General features: G+C 69.9%; 19 protein-coding genes. 9 read left to right on the forward strand and 10 right to left on the reverse strand.

Features of this window, described 5'->3' with window-relative positions:
• Positions 1–31: 31 nt before the first annotated feature.
• From H9Y04_RS37485 to H9Y04_RS37505, 5 genes are read right to left on the reverse strand one after another with little or no spacing between them, the layout of a single operon-like run.
• On the reverse strand, positions 32–1,000 hold the full coding sequence (locus H9Y04_RS37485; RefSeq protein ID WP_187818664.1) for a glycine betaine ABC transporter substrate-binding protein: 969 nt from the start codon (positions 998–1,000) through the stop codon (positions 32–34).
• Positions 997–1,890, reverse strand: a complete 894-nt coding sequence (locus H9Y04_RS37490) for an ABC transporter permease (protein WP_187818665.1) — start codon at positions 1,888–1,890, stop codon at positions 997–999. The genes H9Y04_RS37485 and H9Y04_RS37490 overlap by 4 nt, the downstream gene beginning before the upstream one ends.
• The gene (locus tag H9Y04_RS37495) at positions 1,887–3,161 is read right to left on the reverse strand and encodes a betaine/proline/choline family ABC transporter ATP-binding protein (protein ID WP_187818666.1); all 1,275 of its coding nucleotides are present in this window, start codon (positions 3,159–3,161) and stop codon (positions 1,887–1,889) included. The genes H9Y04_RS37490 and H9Y04_RS37495 overlap by 4 nt, the downstream gene beginning before the upstream one ends.
• Positions 3,154–3,801 (reverse strand): ABC transporter permease, encoded by a 648-nt coding sequence (locus H9Y04_RS37500; RefSeq protein WP_187818667.1) that lies wholly within the window; start codon positions 3,799–3,801, stop codon positions 3,154–3,156. Before H9Y04_RS37500 ends, H9Y04_RS37495 begins: the two co-directional genes overlap by 8 nt.
• Before the next feature lie 34 nt (positions 3,802–3,835).
• A complete protein-coding gene (locus tag H9Y04_RS37505; protein ID WP_236071944.1) occupies positions 3,836–4,372 on the reverse strand; it encodes an Lrp/AsnC family transcriptional regulator in 537 nt (178 codons plus the stop codon).
• A gap of 98 nt (positions 4,373–4,470) precedes the next feature.
• Here H9Y04_RS37505 and hppD point away from each other — a divergent pair, with 98 nt between their 5' ends.
• Positions 4,471–5,616, forward strand: a complete 1,146-nt coding sequence (gene hppD, locus H9Y04_RS37510) for a 4-hydroxyphenylpyruvate dioxygenase (RefSeq protein WP_187818668.1) — start codon at positions 4,471–4,473, stop codon at positions 5,614–5,616.
• 72 nt (positions 5,617–5,688) lie between these two features.
• Here hppD and H9Y04_RS37515 read toward each other — a convergent pair whose 3' ends face one another.
• Positions 5,689–7,494 carry a tetratricopeptide repeat protein gene (locus tag H9Y04_RS37515; protein ID WP_268980538.1) on the reverse strand — a complete coding sequence of 602 codons (1,806 nt, stop codon included), beginning with the start codon at positions 7,492–7,494 and terminating at the stop codon, positions 5,689–5,691.
• A 97-nt stretch (positions 7,495–7,591) separates the two neighbouring features.
• On the opposite strand from H9Y04_RS37515, the gene H9Y04_RS37520 reads away from it, so the two are divergent.
• Positions 7,592–8,968 (forward strand): FAD-binding oxidoreductase, encoded by a 1,377-nt coding sequence (locus H9Y04_RS37520; protein WP_187818709.1) that lies wholly within the window; start codon positions 7,592–7,594, stop codon positions 8,966–8,968.
• An 18-nt stretch (positions 8,969–8,986) separates the two neighbouring features.
• Here the strand turns inward: H9Y04_RS37520 and H9Y04_RS37525 are convergent, their stop codons facing one another.
• Positions 8,987–9,466 (reverse strand): SsgA family sporulation/cell division regulator, encoded by a 480-nt coding sequence (locus tag H9Y04_RS37525; protein ID WP_187818669.1) that lies wholly within the window; start codon positions 9,464–9,466, stop codon positions 8,987–8,989.
• 252 nt (positions 9,467–9,718) lie between these two features.
• Here H9Y04_RS37525 and H9Y04_RS37530 point away from each other — a divergent pair, with 252 nt between their 5' ends.
• Positions 9,719–11,479, forward strand: coding sequence for an RDD family protein (locus H9Y04_RS37530; protein ID WP_187818670.1), 1,761 nt, complete (start codon positions 9,719–9,721; stop codon positions 11,477–11,479).
• A 222-nt stretch (positions 11,480–11,701) separates the two neighbouring features.
• Positions 11,702–12,469: an RDD family protein gene (locus H9Y04_RS37535; RefSeq protein WP_187818671.1), complete on the forward strand. Its 768-nt coding sequence runs from the start codon at positions 11,702–11,704 to the stop codon at positions 12,467–12,469.
• A gap of 94 nt (positions 12,470–12,563) precedes the next feature.
• Here H9Y04_RS37535 and H9Y04_RS37540 read toward each other — a convergent pair whose 3' ends face one another.
• Positions 12,564–12,863 (reverse strand): hypothetical protein, encoded by a 300-nt coding sequence (locus H9Y04_RS37540; RefSeq protein ID WP_187818672.1) that lies wholly within the window; start codon positions 12,861–12,863, stop codon positions 12,564–12,566.
• A 412-nt stretch (positions 12,864–13,275) separates the two neighbouring features.
• On the opposite strand from H9Y04_RS37540, the gene H9Y04_RS37545 reads away from it, so the two are divergent.
• Positions 13,276–15,699 carry an immune inhibitor A domain-containing protein gene (locus H9Y04_RS37545; protein ID WP_438818202.1) on the forward strand — a complete coding sequence of 808 codons (2,424 nt, stop codon included), beginning with the start codon at positions 13,276–13,278 and terminating at the stop codon, positions 15,697–15,699.
• Positions 15,700–15,821: 122 nt separating this feature from the next.
• Positions 15,822–16,157, forward strand: coding sequence for a hypothetical protein (locus H9Y04_RS37550; RefSeq protein ID WP_187818710.1), 336 nt, complete (start codon positions 15,822–15,824; stop codon positions 16,155–16,157).
• Between the two features lie 34 nt (positions 16,158–16,191).
• Here H9Y04_RS37550 and H9Y04_RS37555 read toward each other — a convergent pair whose 3' ends face one another.
• Together H9Y04_RS37555 and H9Y04_RS37560 are read right to left on the reverse strand one after the other, a co-directional pair.
• Complete coding sequence (locus H9Y04_RS37555; protein ID WP_187818674.1) at positions 16,192–16,779, reverse strand: isochorismatase family protein; 588 nt, start codon at positions 16,777–16,779, stop codon at positions 16,192–16,194.
• A gap of 143 nt (positions 16,780–16,922) precedes the next feature.
• Positions 16,923–18,251 (reverse strand): nicotinate phosphoribosyltransferase, encoded by a 1,329-nt coding sequence (locus tag H9Y04_RS37560; RefSeq protein ID WP_187818675.1) that lies wholly within the window; start codon positions 18,249–18,251, stop codon positions 16,923–16,925.
• Between the two features lie 95 nt (positions 18,252–18,346).
• Here H9Y04_RS37560 and clpS point away from each other — a divergent pair, with 95 nt between their 5' ends.
• The 3 genes from clpS (at position 18,347) to H9Y04_RS37575 (ending at position 21,211) form a co-directional block, all read left to right on the forward strand.
• Positions 18,347–18,667, forward strand: coding sequence for an ATP-dependent Clp protease adapter ClpS (gene clpS, locus H9Y04_RS37565; protein ID WP_187818676.1), 321 nt, complete (start codon positions 18,347–18,349; stop codon positions 18,665–18,667).
• On the forward strand, positions 18,667–19,257 hold the full coding sequence (locus H9Y04_RS37570; RefSeq protein WP_187818677.1) for a DUF2017 domain-containing protein: 591 nt from the start codon (positions 18,667–18,669) through the stop codon (positions 19,255–19,257). The genes clpS and H9Y04_RS37570 overlap by 1 nt, the downstream gene beginning before the upstream one ends.
• 415 nt (positions 19,258–19,672) lie before the next feature.
• Complete coding sequence (locus H9Y04_RS37575; RefSeq protein ID WP_187818678.1) at positions 19,673–21,211, forward strand: alanine/glycine:cation symporter family protein; 1,539 nt, start codon at positions 19,673–19,675, stop codon at positions 21,209–21,211.
• The last annotated feature ends 208 nt before the right edge of the window (positions 21,212–21,419 follow it).

Genomic DNA, 21,419 nt, shown 5'->3' on the forward strand with positions numbered 1-21,419 from the left:
CTTTGTAACTTCGGAGTGGCCGAAACCCGCCCTAGCTCTTCGTGACAAACCCCTCCGAAACCAACCAGTCCAACGCCACCTGATGCGGATCCTGCCCGTCCACATCCACCTTGGCGTTCAGATCCTGCGCCACCGAGTTCGTCAGCTTCTTGGTGATCGGGTCGAGGATGTCCGCGATCTCGGGGTGCTCCTTCATCGTCGCGGCGTTCATCATCGGCGCCGCGTTGTACGACGGGAAGAAGTGCTTGTCGTCCTCCATCACGACCAGATCCATCGCCTTGATCCGGCCGTCCGTCGTGAAGACCAGGCCGAACGTGCAGGCCGAGCCGCCGGACACCTGCGTGTAGACGATCCCGGAGTCCATCGTCTGCACCTGGGACGGCGGGATCTTCATGCCGTACGCCTTCTCCATCCCGGGCAGTCCGTCGTCGCGCGAGGCGAACTCCTGGTTGACGCAGAGCGTCACCGCCGACGGGTCCGACTTCGAGAGCGCGGCGACGTCGGAGAGCGTCTTCGTGCCGTACTTCTTCTCGTTGGCCTGGTTGACGGCGAGGGCGTACGTGTTGTTGAGCTCGGCGGGCGGCAGCCAGTCGATGCCGTTCTTCAGGTCCGCGTCGTGCACGGCCTTCCACTGCGCCTCGGCGCCGACGACCGGCTCCGTATTGCCGAGATAGGTGATCCAGCCGGTGCCCGTGTACTCGTACATCCCGTCCGCGTCACCGGACTTGACCGCCTCGCGCGCACCGATCGAGCCCTGGATGCCGGTGCGGTCGAGGACGTCGGCGCCCGCCGCCTTCAGGGCGATGCCCATGATCTGGCCGAGCACCAGCTGCTCGGTGAACTCCTTGGACGTGACCGTGAGATCGACCCCGTCGAGCGGTCTGCCCTTGCCGATCGAGCCCGGCGCCACATCCGCGACCAGCGGGCTTCCGCTGTGCAGACCGCAGCCGGCAAGCGCGGCCACGAGGAGCGCCGCGGCCCCGTACGCAAGCCGTCTCATGACCGCACCTCCAGTCCGCGCGGCCGCAGCAACAGCTCCGCGAGCGAGGCCAGCCAGTCCACGAGCAGCGCGAGCGCGACCGTCAGGATCGAGCCGAGGACCAGGACCGGCATGCGCTGGGTGGTGATCCCGGTGGAGATCAGGTCGCCGAGTCCGCCACCGCCGCCGAAGGTCGCGAGCGTCGCGGTGCCCACGTTCAGGACGAGCGCCGTCCGTACGCCCGCGAGGATCAGCGGTACGGCGAGGGGGAGTTCGACCTTGGTGAGGACGCCGGCCGGCGACATCCCGATGCCGCGCGCGGCCTCCAGGAGCGTCGGATCGTTGGCCTTGAGGCCCGCGATGGTGTTGGAGAGCACGGGCAGGACCGCGTAGATCACCATGCCGACCAGGGCGGCCTTCTTGCCGATGCCCATCCAGATGACGAGCAGCGCGAGCAGGCCGATCGCCGGGGTCGCCTGGCCGATGTTGGCGAGCGCCATCGCGAACGGGGCCGCCGGACGCAGCCGCTTGCGCGTCAGGAGGATCCCCAGCGGGATCGCGATGATCAGCACGAAGAACGTGGAGATCACGGTGAGTTCGATGTGCTGGCGCAGCCGCACCCAGACATTGCCGTCCGCGAGGGCGTTCTGCGAGATCGAGTCGAGCTCGGCGTTGCGGAACCACAGCCAGGTGATCAGCAGCACGACGAGCAGCGTCACCGGCAGGAACGTCAGCTTCTGCCAGGTCAGCCGGCGCGGCTCCCGTACGGGGGAGAGCGGCGGAGTCGCCTCCGGCTCGCCCTCGCCGGTGTCGCGGAACGTATGGCCCCTGACCTCGTGCTCGCCGTCGGGGCGGCGTGGTTCGGCGGGGTGCGGGCCGAGCGGCGGCTCGCCCGCCGGGGACGGGCTCATGACGCGTCCTCCGTGAAGCCGGCGCCCTCGCCCTCCTGTGCGCGATGGGTCTGCTCGGCGCGCTGGTCCTGCAGGTCGTGCTGGTGCTCGATGGCGTCGAGCCGGTCCTGTTCGAGGAGTTCGTGCACGGAGTTCATCAGCGTCTCCATGTCGACGACGCCCGTGTACTCGCCGCGCCGCCCGGTCACCGCGACCCGGCCCGCGCTCTCCGTGAGCACGGCCTCCAGGGCGTCGCGCAGTGTGGCGTCGCGGGTCACCGTGTCGTGCACGAGCGCGCCCGCGCGGGCCAGCGAGCCGCGCGCCCGCATCAGGTCGCCGCGCCTGAGCCACTTGTAGGGCCGGCCGCGCTTGTCGAGCAGGAGCAGTTCGTTGGTGGTGCCGTCGCGCAGTTTGTTGAAGATCTCCTGCAGCGGATCGTCCACGGTCACGGTCGGGTAGTCGCGGATCTCCACATCCCGTACGCGGGTGAGGTTCAGCCGCTTCAGCGCGGCTCCGGCGCCCACGAAGCCCGACACGAAGTCGTCGGCGGGGTTGGTGAGGATCGCCTCGGGGGTGTCGAACTGCGCGATGTGCGAGCGCTCCCGCAGGACCGCGATCCGGTCGCCCAGCTTGATGGCCTCGTCGAAGTCGTGCGTGACGAACACGATCGTCTTGTGCAGCTCGTGCTGCAGCCGGATCAGCTCGTCCTGGAGATGGTCCCGGGTGATCGGGTCGACCGCGCCGAACGGCTCGTCCATCAGGAGTACGGGCGGATCGGCAGCCAACGCCCTTGCCACGCCGACCCGTTGCTGCTGGCCGCCGGAGAGCTGGCGCGGATAGCGCCCGTGGAACTCGCCCGGGTCGAGGCCCACCAGGTCGAGCATCTCCTCGACCCGGTCCTTGATCTTCGGTTTCGACCAGCCGATCATCTTCGGCACAAGCGCGATGTTCTGCGCGACGGTCATGTGCGGGAAGAGCCCGGAGGACTGGATCGCATAGCCGACCTTGCGGCGCAGCTTCACCGGATCCATGTCGGTGACGTCCTCGCCGCCGATCCGGATCCGGCCGCCCGTGGGCTCGATCAGACGGTTGATCATCTTCAGTGTCGTGGACTTACCGCAGCCCGAGGGCCCCACGAAGATGACCAGTTCACCGGCCTTGATCTCCATGTTCACGCTGTCCACCGCGGGATCGGAACTGCCCGGGTAGCGCTTGGTGAGGTTCTCCAGCTCGATGGTCGCGCCCGTGGTCTGCTTCTCGGACGGCGCCGCGGTCGTGGTCGTCTCAGACACGGATACCCCTAGAGATGGTCAGCCGTCCGACCAGGACGTAGGCGGCGTCGAAGAGCAGCGCGAGGACGACGATCCCGAGCGTGCCCGCGAGCACCTGGTTCAGCGCGTTCTTGGAGCCGAGGGAGCCGATCCCGCGGAAGATCTCGTTGCCGAGCCCGGGCCCCGAGGCATACGCGGCGATCGCGGCGATGCCCATCAGCATCTGCGTGGAGACCCGGATGCCGGTGAGGATCGGCGGCCACGCGAGCGGCAGTTCGACCTTGAAGAGCCGCGCCGTACGCGACATCCCGATGCCCTTGGCCGCGTCCACCAGCGACGGATCGACCCCGCGCAGGCCCACGATCGCGTTCCGCACGATCGGCAGAAGTCCGTACAGGGTCAGCGCGATCACCGTCGGCGGGACACCCAGGCCGACGATCGGGATCAGCAGACCGATCAGGGCGAGGGAGGGGACGGTGAGGATCGTCGAGGTGGTGAGGGTGGCGAGATTGCCCGCCCATTCGCTGCGGTACGTGACCACGCCGATCAGGACGCCGAGGAGCGTGGCGATGACCATGCACTGGAAGACCGCGCTGGCGTGCTGGAACGCGTCCGCGAGCAACTGCTCGTGGCGGCTGCTGAGGTAATCCCAGAAGTTCACACCAGCTCACCTCTCGGATCGGGGCCGACTCGGCTCAGGGGCCGCTGTCCTCCCAGGCCGCCGCCTGCTCCACCAGCGGGATGATCCGCAGCGGAACGGGATTTTCCATAACAATCGCCGTGGAGGCCCGGACGATGCCATCAAAACCCACAACCCGGTCGATCACACGTTGGAGATCCGCGTTGGAACGGGCCACGAGACGGCAGAGCATGTCCCCGTGCCCGGTCGTGGTGTGCAGCTCCAGGACCTCCGGCACGGTCGCCAAGTGCGCGCGTACCTCCGCGCCCTGGCCTTGTTTGATCTCCAGCGTCGCGAAGGCCGTCACCGGGTAGCCGAGCGCGGCCGGGTCCACATCCGGGCCGAAGCCCCGGATGACTCCATTCGACTGAAGCCGGTCCATCCGCGCCTGCACCGTCCCGCGCGCGACCCCGAGCCGCCGCGAGGCCTCCAGGACGCCGATACGGGGTTCACGGGCGAGCAGGACGATGAGGCGGCCGTCGAGCTCGTCGATGCCGGACGGTCCGGACGAGGAGGCAGGCATGGCGTGGCTCACACTCCGACTGGTCATCATGTACAGATCGTCCGGCCATCCTGGCGTACAGCTGTGCAGATTGCCCAGTGAATCCGGGGACTATTGCGCACCTTGCGAGCCGGAGAGACCCTACGGCCATGACTGAGACCCTTCACTCCAGCCCCGAAACCGCCCGGCAGGCCGACCCCTTCCCGGTGAAGGGAATGGACGCGGTCGTCTTCGCCGTGGGCAACGCCAAGCAGGCCGCGCACTACTACTCGACCGCCTTCGGCATGCAGCTGGTCGCCTACTCCGGACCGGAGAACGGCAGCCGCGAGACCGCCAGTTACGTGCTCAAGAACGGCGCCGCCCGTTTCGTCTTCACCTCCGTCATCAAAGCCTCCACCGACTGGGGCCGCTTCCTGGAAGCGCATGTCGCCGAGCACGGCGACGGCGTGATCGACCTCGCCATCGAGGTCCCGGACGCGCGCGCCGCGTACGCCTACGCCGTCGAGCACGGCGCCCGCGGCCTCGAGGAGCCCTACGAGACGAAGGACGAGCACGGCGTCGTCGTGCGCGCCGCGATCGCCACGTACGGCAAGACCCGCCACACGCTGGTCGAGCGCAAGGACTACACGGGCCCGTACCTGCCGGGCTTCGTGGCCGCCGACCCGATCGTGGAGCCGCCGGCCAAGCGCACCTTCCAGGCCATCGACCACTGCGTGGGCAATGTCGAACTCGGCAAGATGAACGACTGGGTCGGCTTCTACAACAAGGTCATGGGCTTCACCAACATGAAGGAGTTCGTGGGCGACGACATCGCCACCGAGTACTCCGCGCTCATGTCCAAGGTCGTCGCCGACGGCACGCTCAAGGTCAAGTTCCCGATCAACGAGCCCGCGATCGCCAAGAAGAAGTCGCAGATCGACGAGTACCTGGAGTTCTACGGCGGCGCCGGCGTCCAGCACATCGCGCTCGCCACGAACGACATCGTCGCGACCGTCCGCGCCATGCGGGCCGGCGGCGTCCAGTTCCTCGACACCCCGGACTCGTACTACGACACCCTCGGCGAGTGGGCGGGCGAGACCCGCGTCCCCGTCGAGACCCTGCGCGAGCTGAAGATCCTGGTCGACCGCGACGAGGACGGCTACCTGCTGCAGATCTTCACCAAGCCGGTCCAGGACCGCCCGACGGTCTTCTTCGAGATGATCGAGCGCCATGGCTCGATGGGCTTCGGCAAGGGCAACTTCAAGGCCCTGTTCGAGGCGATCGAGCGCGAGCAGGAGAAGCGCGGCAACCTGTAGGGCCGGGTGAGGCCGCTACGGCCTGTGCGCGACGAGTGGGGCGGGACCTTCCGGGGTCCCGCCCCTTCGCGTTCAGCGTGCGGTGCGCTTGGGCGCCGGCTTCTTGCTTCCGCCGCCCCCGCTGCCGCTGCTGGTACCGCCGCCGCTTCCGCCACCGCTCTGCTTGCGCGGAGCCGTCCGCTGCGGTGTTTCCTGCGGTGTTTCCTGCTGTGTACGGGGGGTCTGCTTCCGGTACGAGGACGAGCCGGAGCCGGAGCCGGAGCCGGACCCAGAGCCGGAACCGGAGCCCGAACCTGAGCCCTGACGCGAGGAACCCCCTTGCGAGGAACCCCCGTCCTGCGAGGACGACTTGGGCCCGCCCCGGCCGACCGGCCGCGTCTGCTGCTGACCCGACCCCGAGGACCGGCCGAGCGAGGGCGGCTTCGGCTTCTCGCCCGTGACGTTCACCGGACCGCCCGGCGGCGGCTCGCCCAGGGTGTCCAGGGCCGCCTGCGCGGCCGGCGCGTGCAGCTGCGAGAAGTACGGATTGACCTTCAGCGCCTCCGTCAGGAAGCGCCGGGCCGCCCCGTACTCGCCCGAGGCCCGCTCGATCTGCCCGCGGTGATACGCGAACAGGGCGCTGCGCGGGGCGTCCTTGTCCATGGCCCGCTTCGAGAACGCAAGGGCCCGCTTGTTGTCCCCGGCCTTGTAGTGTGCCCAGCCCAGCGCGTCGGTGACCTGCCGCCCGGGATGCCGCCGGAACTCCGCGGTCAGCCGTGCGACGGCCGCCTCCGCGTCCCCGTGGTCGGCCTCGAAGAGCCCGAGCACCAGCTGATCCGCTCCCGGGTCCGCCAACTGCCGCCGTACGGCGTCGTACTGGGCGTTGGCCGCCGCGTCGAGCCCGATCGACTCGTACAGCTCGCCCAGCTCCACCGCGTACTGCGGCAGCGGCAGCTTGCGCTGTGCGTCCTGGTACCCCGCAAGGGCGTCCGTGGTCCGCCCGAGCGCCGCGAGCGCGCGGGCCCGGCCGCCGAGGGACGGGTAGTGCTCCGGGTCGGTGCGCAGCGCCGTCTCGAACCAGCGGAGCGCGTCCGCCGCCTCCCCGCGCTCCCACGCCAGCTCGCCCACGCTGTGCTGGTAGGCGGCCTGTTCGGCGGGTGCGTCGGCGAGCGCGGCGGCGTCCGCGATCGCGGCGGCCGCGTTCTCGCGCCAGCCGCGGTCCACGTACAGCTCGGCGGAACGCGCCATGATCGCCGCGTTGTTGTGCAGCTCCTGGAGCTTCTCCAGGGCCTTGTCGGCCGCCTTGTAGTCGCCGAGCCGGTCATAGGTGTCGACCAGGACGGGATACAGGTTCCAGCGCCCCGGCTTCTGCATCACCGCAAGCTCGCCCCACTTCTTGGCGGCCCGGTAGTCGTGCCGTGCGTGCGCGAGCGCGGCCATCTGGGCGAGCGCCTCGATGTTGCCCTTGTCGGCGGGCAGCACCGCGAGTGAACGGTTCAGGGCCTGCTCGGCCCGGGTGTAGAGCCCGCGGTCCGCGGTGCGCCTGCCGTGCTCCACGTACGCGCCGCCGAGCACCGCCCAGGACTCCTCGTCCCCGGGGTGCTTCGCGAGATGCGCCTCGCGGTCGGCGATCAGCGCGCCGAGGTCCGTCAGCGCGGCCGGCGCCCCGGCGCCCACGGCCTGCATCGCCCGGCCCACCGGCCCCGGCGCCGGCTCGGGGCCGTGGTCCACGAGCAGCGGGAGCGCGAAGACGGTGCAGGAGAGGACGACCGAGCCCACGACGGACGTGATCATGGTCCGGCGCAGGGTCTGGGCGCTGCTGCGGGGCGGTGGAGTGCGCTGAGCTTGGGTGGTGAGGGCTCCCGCGTCCGGAGCCTCACGTTCCTGTTCGTTCTCCATGGCGCAACTGTGCGCCCATATGAAGAGCACACGGATGTACGGCAAGCGGTTGACCGACGGGTTCACACCGATGGCCCCGGGTGCCAGGCTGGAGATCATGACCGCCGCTCCGGATCTCCTCAAGCGCCTGCGCACCGCGCTCCCCGACGGGTCGATCCTCACCGACCCCGATGTCACCGCCTCGTACGCCCACGACATGGCGAGCTTCTGCGAGGCGGGCGCACCCGCCGTGGTCGTCCTGCCGCGCACCGTCGAAGAGGTGCAGCACGTCATGCGCACCGCGACCGAGCTGCGCGTGCCGGTCGTCCCCCAGGGCGCGCGCACCGGACTCTCGGGAGCGGCCAACGCGAGCGACGGCTGCATCGTCCTGTCCCTCGTCAAGATGGACCGGATCCTCGAGATCAACCCCGTGGACCGTATCGCCGTGGTCGAACCCGGCGTCATCAACGCCGTCCTGTCCCGCGCGGTGGGGGAGCAGGGCCTGTACTACCCGCCGGATCCGTCCAGTTGGGAGATGTGCACCATCGGCGGCAACATCGGCACGGCATCGGGCGGCCTGTGCTGTGTGAAGTACGGGGTCACCGCCGAGTACGTCCTCGGCCTCGATGTCGTGCTCGCCGACGGCAGACTGCTCAAAACCGGACGCCGTACGGCCAAGGGCGTCGCGGGCTACGACCTGACCCGGCTCTTCGTCGGCTCCGAGGGCAGCCTCGGCATCGTCGTCCGCGCGGTGCTCGCGCTCAAGCCGCAGCCGCCCCAGCAGCTGGTGCTCGCGGCCGAGTTCGCCTCGACCGCGGCCGCCTGCGACGCCGTATGCAGGATCATGGAAGGCGGCCATGTGCCGTCGCTGCTCGAACTCATGGACCGTACGACGGTACGCGCCGTCAACGACATGGCGCAGATGGGTCTGCCCGAGACCACCGAGGCGCTCCTGCTCGCGGCCTTCGACACCCCGGACCCGGCGGCCGATCTGGCCGCCGTGGGCGCGCTGTGCACGGCGGCGGGCGCCACCGAGGTGGTGCCGGCGGAGGACCACGCCGAGTCGGAACTGCTGCTCCAGGCAAGGAGGTTGTCCCTCACCGCACTGGAGGCGATCAAGGGGTCCTCCATGATCGACGACGTCTGTGTGCCGCGCTCACAGCTCGGCGCCCTGCTCGAAGGCACCGCACGGATCGCGGAGAAGTACAGCCTGACGATCGGGGTCTGCGCCCACGCGGGGGACGGCAACACCCATCCCACGGTCTGCTTCGACGCACAGGACCCCGACGAGTCCCGGCGCGCCCGCGAATCCTTCGACGAGATCATGGCCCTCGGCCTGGAGCTCGGCGGCACGATCACCGGCGAGCACGGCGTGGGCGTCCTCAAGAAGGAGTGGCTTGCGCGCGAAATCGGCCCGGTGGGCGTCGAGTTGCAGCGGGGCATCAAGCAGACCTTCGACCCGCTCGGCATCCTCAACCCGGGCAAGCTGTTCTAGCTCTCTCATGTACGGAGATCACTCACCGTCCTTCGACTCGTCCGAGGGCCAGGGGTCGCTCAGCCACAGATCGTCGTGACCGCGCGGTGCGGGTGCGAGCAGCTCGGCCAGGCCCTCGTCGATGCCGAGCTGCTCGGACTCAGCACCCGGCGGGACCACCCGCAGCGTGCGCTCCAGCCAGGCGGACACGGCGGCGGCGGGCGCCTCCAGCAGCGCGTCCCCGTCGGGCGAACTCAGCGCCATGAGCACCACGCTGCGCCCCTCGACCTTCGTCGGCCAGACCCTTACGTCCCCGTGCCCGCACGGCCTGAACACGCCCTCGACCAGGAGCTCCCTGGCGAACGTCCAGTTCACGGGCAGATCGGTGTTGACATGGAAGGTGATGTGCACGGCGTACGGGTCGTCCGTGCGATAGGTCAGCCTGGCCGGCACCGGGATGCTCCGCTCCGGCGACAGGACCAGCCTCAGCTCCAGCTCGCGTTCCACCACGGTGTGCATGTGCGTCAGCTTCCTTTCCTTCTGCGGGCTCCTGGGCGGCCCACAGAAGGAGAGAGCGGGGTACGGCGGATTGCTTACGCGGGTTCTCTGATTTCTTGGGGGAGTTGAAGGTGACCTGGGTCACGCCGGTGTCCGTGGGGGAGCCCGCTCGTTAGGGGGCGATGAGGCGGGACGGGCCCGTGTGCGGGCGGCGGTCTGATAGATGTGGACCCACTAAATGAAGGCCCCCGAGCAGATACGGGACGACGGACCATGAGCGCCCCCACCCCGGCACCCGGCGACACCAGCCCGCGCGCGGGCTACTACCCCGATCCGTCCATTCCCGGATATGTCCGGTACTGGAACGGAGTTGCCTGGGTCCCGGGCACCAGCCGCCCCGCTCCGTCCGAGGGCGAGGCCATGCCGGCCCCGCCCGGCGGCGTGGCGGCGCCCGCGGTGCCGGTGCAGCATGGGCCGCGGGCGGACGAGACCGGGCCGATGTTCTTCGACGAGGAGCCGTCGGACGCGGTGCCGGCCTCGGCGGGGCCCGCCGACGCGGTGCCGGCTTCCGCCGAGCCTGCCGACGCGGTGCCCGCCTCTGCCGCCTCGTCCGTCCCTGCCGCTTCGTCCGCCTCTGCCGCTTCGTCCTCGTCCGTTGAGCCGGAGGAACTGCACGGCGCACGGCCCGAGCCCGCTTCCGCGTGGCAGGCCGACGCGGGCCGGCAGTCCGGTTTCGGCGGCGAGCAGGACCAGCGGGTGTCGTGGGGCGCACCGGCCGGTTCCGGCCAGGACCCGCGCATCGCCGCGTCCTCCCCTTCTCCCACGGACGCCTCACGTACGGCGTCCCCGGCGGACTCCTCCCGTACGGGATCGGGCGCCGCCTCTCGTACGGGATCAGGCACCGCGTCCCGTACGGAATCCAGTGCCGCATCGGCAGCGGGGGCCGGATCCGTGCCGGCCTCGGCGGCCGGATCCACCCCTGCCTCGGCCGCCGGGTCCTCGTCCGCCCCGGCCTCGGCGGCCGGTTCCGCGTCCGCCCCGCCCAAGGCATCCGCGCACGCCCCGGCCCAGGCATCCGCCACCGGTGACGTCCAGGCCGAGGGCACCATGACGAAGCGCGCCGTGCGGCCCCGCGCGGGCGACGCCGGCAACGCGGCGCCGCAGGGACCGTCCCACCGTACGGACGGCACGATGTCGATCCGCCGGGTCGAGCCGTCCGCCGCCGCGCCGAAGGCGTCGGCCGCCGCACCGCCCGCCCAGGCGGCACCGCCCGCGCAGGCCAAGCCCGCCTCGCCGGGGCCGGGTTACGGGTATCCGCAGCCCGCGACCCCCTCCGCCCCCGCGGCGGCCCGGACCTCGCAGCCTGCGCAGTCCGGCTACGGCTATCCGCAGGCGGGCTCGCCCGTCACGCCGGGTCCCGGCGGCGGGAGCGCCTCCTGGGCCCAGCAGGTGCACCAGCTCGCCCAGCCGGCCCCGGCCGAGGGCGGCCCTGTGACGCCGTTCAAGCCGGTGGCCGAGGACCCGTTCCTCGCCATGGCGAGCGCGCAGGCCTCGGCCCGGCCCGCCGGACTCGGCAAGCGGCTCGCGGCCCGCCTCGTCGACACCCTGATCGTGGGCGGTGTCACCGCGGCGGCCGCGATCCCCGTGGTGCCCAAGGCGATCGACCACATCGAGGCGAAGATCGACGAGGCCAAGATGTCGGGTCTGAAGACCACGGTCTGGCTGCTCGACGGCACGATCGCCGGTTACCTCGGCATCGTGCTCGGCGTACTCCTCGTCGTCGGCCTGCTCTACGAGGCGCTCCCCACGGCCAAGTGGGGCCGCACCCTGGGCAAGAAGCTGCTCGGCCTCTCGGTCCGCGACATCGAGGAGCACGACGCCCCGTCGTTCGGCGCGGCAGTGAAGCGCTGGCTGGTCTACACGCTCCCCGGCGTCCTGCTGATCGGCGTCGTCGGCATCATCTGGTGCCTCTTCGACCGCCCTTGGCGCCAGTGCTGGCACGACAAGGCGGCCCGCACGTTCGTGGCGGGCTGACTGTTCAGCCCCTGCGGCGCTTGAGCAGATCCGAGCGCAGCTCGGATGCGGGGTCCGGGGCGGAGCCCCGGTTTCGGGAAGGGGCGGGTCGGGGAGAAAAGCCCGCCGCAGGCGCCACCCACCCGCACCCCCACCCACCCGCAGGCGCCACGCGGCCACCCCGTAACCCGGTCGGCCCACACCCGGATGCGGCAGAGGCATCCGCACGGTCGACTCGAGGGCATGACCACCGAACCGCCGCCCCCGGGCTCAGGCCAGCCGGAGGACGACCCCTTCAGGAAGCAGCCGCCGTCCGGCAGTGGCAGCGGCTCCCCCTACGACAGCCCGCAGGGCGCCACGCCGCCGCCCGGCGACCCCTACGGCACCCCGCCTCCGCCGCCGCCCCCGCCCTCGGGCGGCTCCCCGTACGGAGGCCCTCAGGGCCCGTACGGCACTCCGCCGCCCCCGCCCCCCGGCGGCGGCGACCCGTACGGCGGAGGCGGTGGCGCCTTCGGCGGCTACGGCGGCGGCCCCGACCCGCTCCAGGGCATGCCCCCGCTCGCCGACATGGGCAAGCGCGTCGTGGCCCGGATCATCGACGCGCTGATCATCGGCGTCCCGCTGGCCCTGATCCAGCTGCCGTTCCGCAAGGTCGAGACCGACACCGACGACCTCGGTGACGTCGTCAGCCAGAGCTACAGCGGCTCGTCCTTCATCTGGACGATCATCGCGTGCGTGGCCTTCGTCGGCTACGAGTGGTTCATGGTCAAGAAGAACGGCCAGACCGTCGGCAAGAAGCTGATGAACCTGCGCGTGGCCAACCTGCAGGACGGCTCCACTCCGCTGTCCAACGCGGCGCTCATGCGCGGAGCCGTGCTCTGGCTCCCGGCGCTCCTGTGCTGCCCGTGTGTGTGGTGGCTGATCGTCATCGTGATGATGGCCGTCGACAAGCCGTACAAGCAGGGCCTGCACGACAAGGCCGCGAAGACGGTGGTGGTCAGCACCGTCTGACCCCAGGGGGCGGCGAACACAAGCGGCGGGACCGTGCGATGCGCACGGTCCCGCCGCTCACGTGTGCCCCTGTCCCAAAAGCCTTGTCACCCGCTCAGTTGCGCAGCGAGTGCTCCCCGACCCGCGATTCGACGCGGACCTCGGCCCCGGAGTGCGCGCGCGGCAACGGCACGCGCTCCACGGGGACTTCGGCCGGCCGGGCAGTCGCGGCAGCGGGCGCGGGGCGCGGCGTCGGTACCGTCACCGCGACCAGGAGACCGAGCCCCAGGGCCGCGACGGTGATGACGGCGACCCCGAGACCGGTGCGGGTCTGGGAGAGCAGCAGCATGGCGAGCGTGGCGACCACGACCGTCACGGATCCGTAGGCGAGCTGTGCAGCAGTCGGGCGCGGCATGGCGAACCGTCCTCTAAGAGGGTGCGGGGGTCTCGGTCGGTCGGGTGGGCTGCTCCGGCAAAATCACCGTCAACTGACTCTATTGAGCTGGGTTCCCGCACGGAACGGCCAGTAAGCGTGACCTAACCCACGGTGCCGATGCATGGGGGGCGCACGGGCTCATTTCGTATCTCATGCCCTGAGATGGGCGCGCCGTACGGGACCCGGATGGTGTCCCGTCGGCGGCCTGCGAGTGTCCGGATAGTGCAACTCGCGCTGCAACTAACGTACTTGGGCGTCCGAAGTCAAGGTCTGTCTTTTCTCCCGTAACTCCGGTCGAATGTCGTCACTTGTGACGCGACACTGCGCGCGGATCGCTCCGATTCCGGACCCCCCATCCGCAGACGCAGTCGCGGGGGAGGACAACACCCAAGTGAACAGTCAGTCAGGCAGACGCCGTTCCATACGCGCGCTCGCCGTCGGTGTGGCCCTGGCGGCCACCGGTGCGATGTCGTACGGCAGCGCTCAGGCCGACAACCACGCCCCGGCCGGTTCGGCCGGGGTCGAGCGGAAGGACCCCGCGCCCCACAAGGGGCACGTGGATCACGACCTGGACGGTCCGTTCAGCGCGCAGCAGGCCGCCGAGCGCCAGGCCGCCCTCCAGGAGGTCGTCTCCGGCGAGGCCAAGGCCGAGACGCGCGGCGCCTCCAAGGTCGTGAAGCTCGACGACGGCAAGTACGTCGAGCTCGGCCGTGAGAAGACGGACAAGATCTTCACGATCCTGGTGGAGTTCGGCGACAAGGTCGACGACACCACGATGTACGACCCGGACGGCGAGGGCCCCAAGCCGCCGGTCAAGAAGTACGGCGGCACGCCGGGTCCGCAGCACAACGAGATCCCCGAGCCGGACCGCAAGAACGACAACTCCACGGACTGGACCGCTGACTTCAACCAGCAGCACTTCCAGGACCTGTACTTCTCCACGGACAAGGACAAGGAGTCCGTCAAGAAGTACTACGAGAAGCAGTCCTCGGGCCGCTACTCGGTCGACGGCCAGGTCTCCGACTGGGTCAAGGTCGAGTACAACGAAGCGCGCTACGGCTCCAACTACTGCGGCTCCAGCAACTGCGCCAACGTCTGGGACGTCGTCCGTGACGGCACCAACGCGTGGGCCGCGGACCAGAAGGCCGCCGGTAAGACCGACGCCGAGATCAAGGCCCTGCTGGCCGAGTACGACCAGTGGGACCGCTACGACTTCGACGCCGACGGCAACTTCAACGAGCGCGACGGCTACATCGACCACTTCCAGATCGTGCACGCGGGCGAGGACGAGTCCGCGGGCGGCGGCGCCGAGGGCACCAACGCCATCTGGGCGCACCGCTGGTACGCGTACGGCACGGACGCCGGCAAGACCGGTCCGTCCGAGAACAAGGCCGGCGGTACGCAGATCGGTGACACCGGTGTGTGGGTCGGCGACTACACCGTCCAGCCGGAGAACGGCGGACTCGGCGTCTTCGCGCACGAGTACGGCCACGACCTGGGCCTGCCGGACCTGTACGACACCTCCGGCGGCGGCGAGAACTCCACCGGCTACTGGTCGCTGATGTCCTCCGGTTCGTGGCTCGGCCGCGGCGAGGAGTCGATCGGCGACCTGCCGGGCGACATGACCGCCTGGGACAAGCTGCAGCTGGGCTGGCTGGACTACGACCTGGCCAAGGCCGGTACGAAGTCCACGCACAAGCTGGGCGTCGCGGAGTACAACACCTCGAACCCGCAGGCGCTGATCGTCGAGCTGCCCAAGAAGACGGTCACCTCGCCGATCACCAAGCCCGCCGCGGGCACCAAGCAGTGGTACAGCGGCCGTGGTGACGACCTCAAGAACACCCTGACCCGTCCGGTCGACCTGACCGGCAAGTCGAAGGCCAGCTTCGACCTGTCGGGCTGGTGGGAGATCGAGGAGAACTACGACTACCTGTACGCCGAGGTCTCCACGGACGGCGGCGCCAACTGGACCGCGCTCGACGGCACGGCCGACGGTGCGCCGATCACCCGTGACGGCTCCGACACCCCGGCCCTGACCGGTCACTCGGAGGCGTACAAGAAGCTCTCGTACTCCCTGGACGCGTACGCGGGCCAGAAGTTCGACCTGCGCCTGCGCTACTCGACCGACGGCGGCTACAACGAGAAGGGCTTCGCCGGCGACGAGATCAGCGTCATCGCCGACGGTGCCGCGCTCTTCACGGACGGCGCCGAGGGCGACGACAACGGCTGGACCGCGAAGGGCTTCGCCCGGGTCGGCGAGGCGATCACGAGCGATCACGACCAGTTCTACATCGCCGAGAACCGCCAGTACGTGTCGTACGACAAGACCCTCAAGACCGGTCCGTACAACTTCGGTTGGGCCTCCACCCGCGACAACTGGGTCGAGCACTTCCCGTACCAGCGCGGTCTGATGGTCTGGAAGTGGGACACCTCGCAGGGCGACAACAACACCTCGCAGCACCCGGGCGAGGGCCTGATCCTGCCGGTGGACTCGCACGCGAAGGCCGAGCGCTGGACCGAGGACCTCGACAAGGTCCCGGGCAAGGACGTGATGCGCAACCGCATCCAGGCGTACGACTCGCCGTTCAGCTGGTTCCCGACCCAGGGCTTCACGCTGCACCGCAACGGTGTCGCGGCGAAGATCAACTGGAAGGCGGGTGTCCCGGTCTTCGACGACGGGCGCAGCTCGTACTACGACGAGGCGAACCCCTTCGGCGGTGTCAAGATCACTGACACCAACACGAGGATCGCGATCGTGGACCAGCCGCTGAGCGGCTCGACGATCACCCTCAAGGTGGGTCCGTCCGCGAAGTAATCCGTTAAACCGCAGGTCACAGAGTGTTCGGCCGTCGCCCTCTAGCGGGCGGCGGCCGAACGTGCTTATGTGCCTGCTGTGGATTTCTTATTGACATGACGTCTCACGGGGGAGTGATACGGATGGCTGGTGGCGGTTTCTGCAGACTGCCCGGCGGCGATGTGGTCGTGGCTCTGGACCTGCCGAACCCTTGTCCCAGCGGGGCTCCGGGGGTGCGCGTCGTGATCCACGCGGCCAACCGCGCCCGGGCCCTGACGCGGCTGCGCAACCTCGGGCTGCGCGCCGTCTACCTGCGCGGGAACGCCGCCCCGCCGACCCCGGACGAGGTCACGGCCGTGCTGCACCATCCGGACGGCCTGATATGGCGGGGCGCACCGGACACGGCCGAGGAGCTCTGGCACCCGATCAGGGCGCTCCTGAGGACCATGACGCCGCCGTCCACGCGGTACGTGGTCTAGGGCGTCTCTTTCGGGCAGGGAGCCGCCGGGGTCCTCAGACGACCGGTTTGCCCGACAGCTCCACGCCCGCCGCCCGCAGCTCCTCCAGAGCCCGCTCCGTGGAGTCCTCCGCGACCCCGGCCGTGAGGTCGAGGAGGACCTGCGTGCGGAAGCCCTCGCGGACGGCGTCCAGGGCCGTGGCCCGTACGCAGTGGTCCGTGGCGATCCCGACCACGTCGACCTCGGTGACCTCGCGGGCGCGTAGCCAGTCGGCGAGCGTCACGCCGTTCTCGTCCGCGCCCTCGAAGCCGCTGTACGCGGCCGCGTAGGCGCCCTTGTCGAAGACGGCGTCGACGGCGCCGGAGGCGACGGCCGGGGCGAAGTTCGGGTGGAAGCCGACGCCCTCGGTGCCGGCCACGCAGTGCGCCGGCCAGGAGTCGGCGAAGTCGGGGTGCTCCGAGAAGTGGCCGCCCGGCTCGATGTGGTGGTCACGGGTGGCGACCACATGCTGGTAGCAGGGCCCGCCGGTCTCCCCGATCAGGTCCGTGATCGCGGCGGCCACATCCGCGCCGCCCGCCACAGCGAGGCTGCCGCCCTCGCAGAAGTCGTTCTGCACATCCACGACGATCAAGGCGCGGCGCATGATCCCTGTCCTTCTGTTTGTCGGCGGTCGTCAGGCTCGGCCGTTCTGACCGAGAGTAGAGACTTCAAGTCAGTTGTGGGAGAGGGCGGTTGGGGGTGAGCGGCGGGTGTGGGCCCTCGGGGCACCCGCCGCGCACCCGTCGCTCACACGTACTCGGTGGGGATGACGGCCTCGCCGCGCGACAGCTGGGTCGCCGACAGCGGCAGCGAGGCGCGGGCGGCGGCATGCCGGTCCCGTACGACATCGAGCGGCTCGCGGCCGAGCACCTCGCCGCCCTTGACCAGCTCGACCTGCAGCTGCCGGCCCGCCAGCTCGGCGGGCACCTCGCCCGTGCCGATCACCTCGGCCTCGGCGACCCCGTCCTCGTCCACGCGGCGCGCGGCCCACTTGCGGCCGCCCATCGAGGACTTCGCGCCGAGGGACTTCTTGGCCACGGGGACCAGCGGGGCGCCCGGATCGGCGGACTCGGCGCGCGCGACGAGCTTGTAGACCATCGAGCAGGTGGGGTGCCCCGACCCGGTCACGAGCTGGGTGCCCACCCCGTAGGCGTCCACGGGGGCGGCGGCCAGCGAGGCGATCGCGTACTCGTCGAGGTCGCTGGTCACCACGATCTTCGTACGGGCGGCACCGAGCTCGTCGAGCTGCTGACGCACCCGGTGCGCGACGAGCAGCAGGTCACCGGAGTCGATCCGGACGGCGCCGAGCTCGGGCCCGGCGATCTCGACCGCGAGCCGTACGGCCTCGGTGACGTCGTAGGTGTCCACGAGCAGCGTGGTGCCGCGGCCGAGCGAGTCCACCTGGGCGGTGAACGCGTCGCGCTCGTTGTCGTGCAGGAGCGTGAAGGCGTGCGCCGACGTGCCGACCGTGGGGATCCCGTAGCGGAATCCGGCGGCCAGGTCGGAGGTCGAGTTGAACCCGCCGATGTAGGCGGCCCGGGACGAGGCGACGGCGGCCAGCTCGTGGGTGCGGCGCGCGCCCATCTCGATCAGGCCCCGCTCGCCGGCGGCCGCGGACATACGGGAGGCCGCGGCGGCGATCGCGGAGTCGTGGTTGAGGATCGACAGGATCACGGTCTCGAGCAGCACGCACTCGGCGAAGGAGCCCTCGACGCGCAGGATAGGCGAGCCCGGGAAGTAGACCTCGCCCTCGGGGTAGCCCCAGATGTCGCCGCGGAAGCGGTAGTCACCGAGCCATTCGAGGGTCGGCTCGTCGACGATGTTCCGCTCGCACAGGAAGTCCAGGACCCCCGCGTCGAACCGGAAGTTCTCCACGGCGTCCAGCACCCGCCCGGTCCCGGCGACGACGCCGTAGCGCCGCCCCTCGGGCAGCCGCCGCGTGAACGCCTCGAAGACCGACCGGCGCTCGGCCGTACCGGCCTTCAGAGCGGCCTGCAGCATCGTCAGCTCGTACTGGTCCGTGAAGAGCGCCGTCGAGGGAACATCCACCGGCAGCCCAAGGTCCGCTGTGTTCATACGACGCAGAGTACTCCCATCTCGTCACTCTGACGATTTCGGTGCCGCCATCGGGGGTGGCCCCGTTTGTGCGCGCCCCCCGACCAAGTGGCAGCATGGGACAAGTGAGTGTGGCTCCTGACGTATCTCCGGTAGAGATCACCAACCCCGTCGAAGAGAACGCGGCGGTGGTCGAACCCGACGTCCCCTGGGTCACGATCGTGCACAACGACCCCGTGAACCTCATGAGCTACGTGACGTACGTGTTCCAGGCCTACTTCGGCTACTCCAAGGACAAGGCCCACAAGCTGATGATGGACGTCCACCACAAGGGCCGCGCCGTCGTCTCCAGCGGCACCCGCGAGGAGATGGAGCGCGATGTGCAGGCGATGCACGGCTACGGCCTGTGGGCGACGCTGAGCCAGGACCGCAACTGATGGCCGGGATGTTCGAACCCGTACCCGGCGGCGGCGCGGCCGTCGCACTCGACGAGGTCGAGGTCTCCATCCTGCGCTCGCTCGCCGTGCAGCTCCTGGAGCTGATCGGCCCCGGGCCCGGCGGCGAGAAGGACCCCGACCCGCTGGCCGAGCTGTTCGCCGAAGGCCCGAGCGAGCCGCCGAGCGACCCCGTCCTGCAGCGGCTCTTCCCCGACGCGTACGGCGATCCCGAGGCCGTGCCCGACGATCAACTCAAGGCGTACTCGGCCGAGTTCCGCCGCTTCACGGAGAACGACCTGCGGGCCGGCAAGCGCGAGAACGCCCTCGCGGTCGTCCGCACCCTCGACGCGCTCACGCTCGACGGCGAGGGCGGCGCGGTCCTGAAGCTGACCCCGGACGACTCCAAGCAGTGGCTCGGCGCCCTGAACGATCTGCGGCTCGCGATCGCCTCGCGGCTCGACGTGATCAGCGAGGAGGACACCGAACTGCTCTACCGGCTGCCGGACAGCGATCCGCGCAAGCCGATGGTGATGGCCTACCTGTGGCTCGGCGGGCTCCAGGAGACGCTCGTCGAGACATTGATGGCGTAAGGCCCACACTCCAGGGACGGTGCTGACGTCCGGATACCGGTGAGCGTTGTCCGAATAACGATCACGTCACGCCCGCTGCCGTTATGCCTGGTGGCGGGCGTCTCGGCACTTCAGGCCGTGATGCGCGTCACGTAAAGACCCCTTAAGGCCGTGGTAAAACTTCGGCACTTCGGTGGCGGCACCACCCCTCGCCGCCCTCGGAGACCTGGCGCACCGCCAGGCAGTCTGGCCCCAGCACGACCGCACGACCCGTACGACCAGGGCCGCGTGTTCCGCGTCCACGGACCGCCGCCCTCAAGTCGCCGACCGGACAACGGCGTTCGCTCCCTTCGTGCCCCCACCGCCCTGCCTGCCGCATCCCTCGCCGGATGCCGCCGTTCCGCACACCCCCCATGTGCCTGCCCTGAGGTGTCCGATGTCTCTTGAATCCCTGACGAACTCCATCGAGGAGAGCGTCAACAGCGTGGTCGATCCCGTGGCCGAATTTCTCACCAAGTGGGTCTTCTACTCCGTGCCTGTCGGTGACGCCGAGCTTCCGCTGATCGTCGCCTGGCTGGTCGTCGCCGGTCTGCTGTTCACCGGCCTCTTCGGCTTCCTCCAGATACGCAAGTTCAAGCTCGCCCTCAAGGTCGTGCGCGGCAAGTACGACGAGAAGGGCGCGGTCGGCGAGGTCAACCACTTCGGCGCGCTGACCGCCGCCGTCTCCGCCACCGTCGGCCTCGGCAACATCGCCGGTGTCGCCGTCGCCATCACGATCGGTGGCGCGGGCGCCGCGTTCTGGATGGCGGTCTGCGGCCTGCTCGGCATGGCCACCAAGTTCGTCGAGGTCACCCTCGGTGTGAAGTACCGCAAGGTGCACGCCGACGGCACGGTCTCCGGCGGCCCGATGCAGTACCTGCCCGCCGGTCTCGCCGACCGCTTCGGTGCCGGTTCCCTCGGCCACAAGCTCGGCAAGGTGCTCGGCGTCTGCGCCGCGGTGTTTGTGCTGTTCTTCGGCCTCTTCGGAGGCAACCTGCTCCAGGTCAACCAGGCCTACAGCCAGCTCGCCAACACCACCGGCGGCGACAACGGCTTCATCGACTCCTCGGCCGGCGCCATGGTCTTCGGCATCGTCGTCGCCCTGCTCATCGGTGTGGTCCTGATCGGCGGCATGAAGTCGATCGCCAGCGTGACCTCCAAGCTGGTCCCGGCCATGGCGATCATCTACATCCTCGGCTGCCTCGCGGTCCTGGCCGTCAACGCCGGCGCGCTGCCGGGCGCCGTGACCGACATCTTCTCCTACGCCTTCAACCCGGAGAGCTTCGCCGGCGGCCTCATCGGCGCCCTGATCGCCGGTTTCCAGCGGGCCGCGTTCTCCAACGAGGCCGGCCTCGGCACCGCCCCGATCGCGCACTCCGCCGTGAAGACCAAGCACCCCGCGAGCGAGGGCCTGGTCGCGCTGCTCGAGCCGTTCATCGACACCGTCGTCATCTGCACCATGACCGCCCTGACGGTCGTGGTCGTCAGCCCGCCGTCGCTGGAGGCTGCGCGGACCGACCCGAACGCCCCCGGTGGCGTGGTCATCACCTCCGACGCCTTCGCGACCGTCCTGCCCTGGTTCCCGTACGTGCTGACCGTGGCGGTCATCCTGTTCGCGCTGTCGACCGCGCTGACCTACGGCTACTACGGCGAGAAGGCCTGGTCGCACCTGTTCGGCCGCTCGAAGCCCAGCCTCACGCTGTTCCGCGTGCTGTACACGGTGTGTGCCGCGGGTGGTTCGCTGCTCACGCTGACGGCGCTGTTCAGCCTGGCCGACGCGGTCCTGTTCATCCTCGCGGTGTTCAACATCATCGGTCTCTACCTGCTGTTCCCGGTGGTCAGGCGGGAGCTGAAGTCCTTCCTCGACTACGCGCAGCGCCGTGACAACGGCGAGCCGGAGCCGGAGGAGGAGAAGAAGGACCTCCTCAAGGTCTGACCGGACCCGTATCCGCCGACGGGCCCGCCCGCACCCTCAACGGTGCGGGCGGGCCCGTTCGTGTCTGCGGAACCGGGACGGCCGTACGAGGCACCGGAATCCAGGCGTCCGTTCGCTCAGAGGAGCCTCAATTCCGCATAAAGAACACTCAAAAACTGCCGCCTCACTTCGTCGCCTCGACGACTTATGTCCGCTTCTTCCTGTGGCG

The sequence above is a fragment of the Streptomyces polyasparticus genome, assembly GCF_014493765.1.
Taxonomy (GTDB): domain Bacteria; phylum Actinomycetota; class Actinomycetes; order Streptomycetales; family Streptomycetaceae; genus Streptomyces; species Streptomyces polyasparticus.

Bases quoted from the DNA above. Each gene is read 5' to 3' on its own strand.
- clpS (WP_187818676.1), top strand. From the start codon at position 18,347: ATGGGACAAGTGAGTGTGGCTCCTGACGTATCTCCGGTAGAGATCACC.
- H9Y04_RS37570 (WP_187818677.1), top strand. From the start codon at position 18,667: ATGGCCGGGATGTTCGAACCCGTACCCGGCGGCGGCGCGGCCGTCGCA.
- H9Y04_RS37540 (WP_187818672.1), bottom strand. From the start codon at position 12,863: ATGCCGCGCCCGACTGCTGCACAGCTCGCCTACGGATCCGTGACGGTC.
- H9Y04_RS37520 (WP_187818709.1), top strand. From the start codon at position 7,592: ATGACCGCCGCTCCGGATCTCCTCAAGCGCCTGCGCACCGCGCTCCCC.
- H9Y04_RS37555 (WP_187818674.1), bottom strand. From the start codon at position 16,779: ATGCGCCGCGCCTTGATCGTCGTGGATGTGCAGAACGACTTCTGCGAG.
- H9Y04_RS37490 (WP_187818665.1), bottom strand. From the start codon at position 1,890: ATGAGCCCGTCCCCGGCGGGCGAGCCGCCGCTCGGCCCGCACCCCGCC.
- hppD (WP_187818668.1), top strand. From the start codon at position 4,471: ATGACTGAGACCCTTCACTCCAGCCCCGAAACCGCCCGGCAGGCCGAC.
- H9Y04_RS37485 (WP_187818664.1), bottom strand. From the start codon at position 1,000: ATGAGACGGCTTGCGTACGGGGCCGCGGCGCTCCTCGTGGCCGCGCTT.
- H9Y04_RS37575 (WP_187818678.1), top strand. From the start codon at position 19,673: ATGTCTCTTGAATCCCTGACGAACTCCATCGAGGAGAGCGTCAACAGC.
- H9Y04_RS37505 (WP_236071944.1), bottom strand. From the start codon at position 4,372: ATGATGACCAGTCGGAGTGTGAGCCACGCCATGCCTGCCTCCTCGTCC.
- H9Y04_RS37535 (WP_187818671.1), top strand. From the start codon at position 11,702: ATGACCACCGAACCGCCGCCCCCGGGCTCAGGCCAGCCGGAGGACGAC.
- H9Y04_RS37530 (WP_187818670.1), top strand. From the start codon at position 9,719: ATGAGCGCCCCCACCCCGGCACCCGGCGACACCAGCCCGCGCGCGGGC.
- H9Y04_RS37515 (WP_268980538.1), bottom strand. From the start codon at position 7,494: ATGGAGAACGAACAGGAACGTGAGGCTCCGGACGCGGGAGCCCTCACC.
- H9Y04_RS37560 (WP_187818675.1), bottom strand. From the start codon at position 18,251: ATGAACACAGCGGACCTTGGGCTGCCGGTGGATGTTCCCTCGACGGCG.
- H9Y04_RS37525 (WP_187818669.1), bottom strand. From the start codon at position 9,466: ATGCACACCGTGGTGGAACGCGAGCTGGAGCTGAGGCTGGTCCTGTCG.
- H9Y04_RS37550 (WP_187818710.1), top strand. From the start codon at position 15,822: ATGGCTGGTGGCGGTTTCTGCAGACTGCCCGGCGGCGATGTGGTCGTG.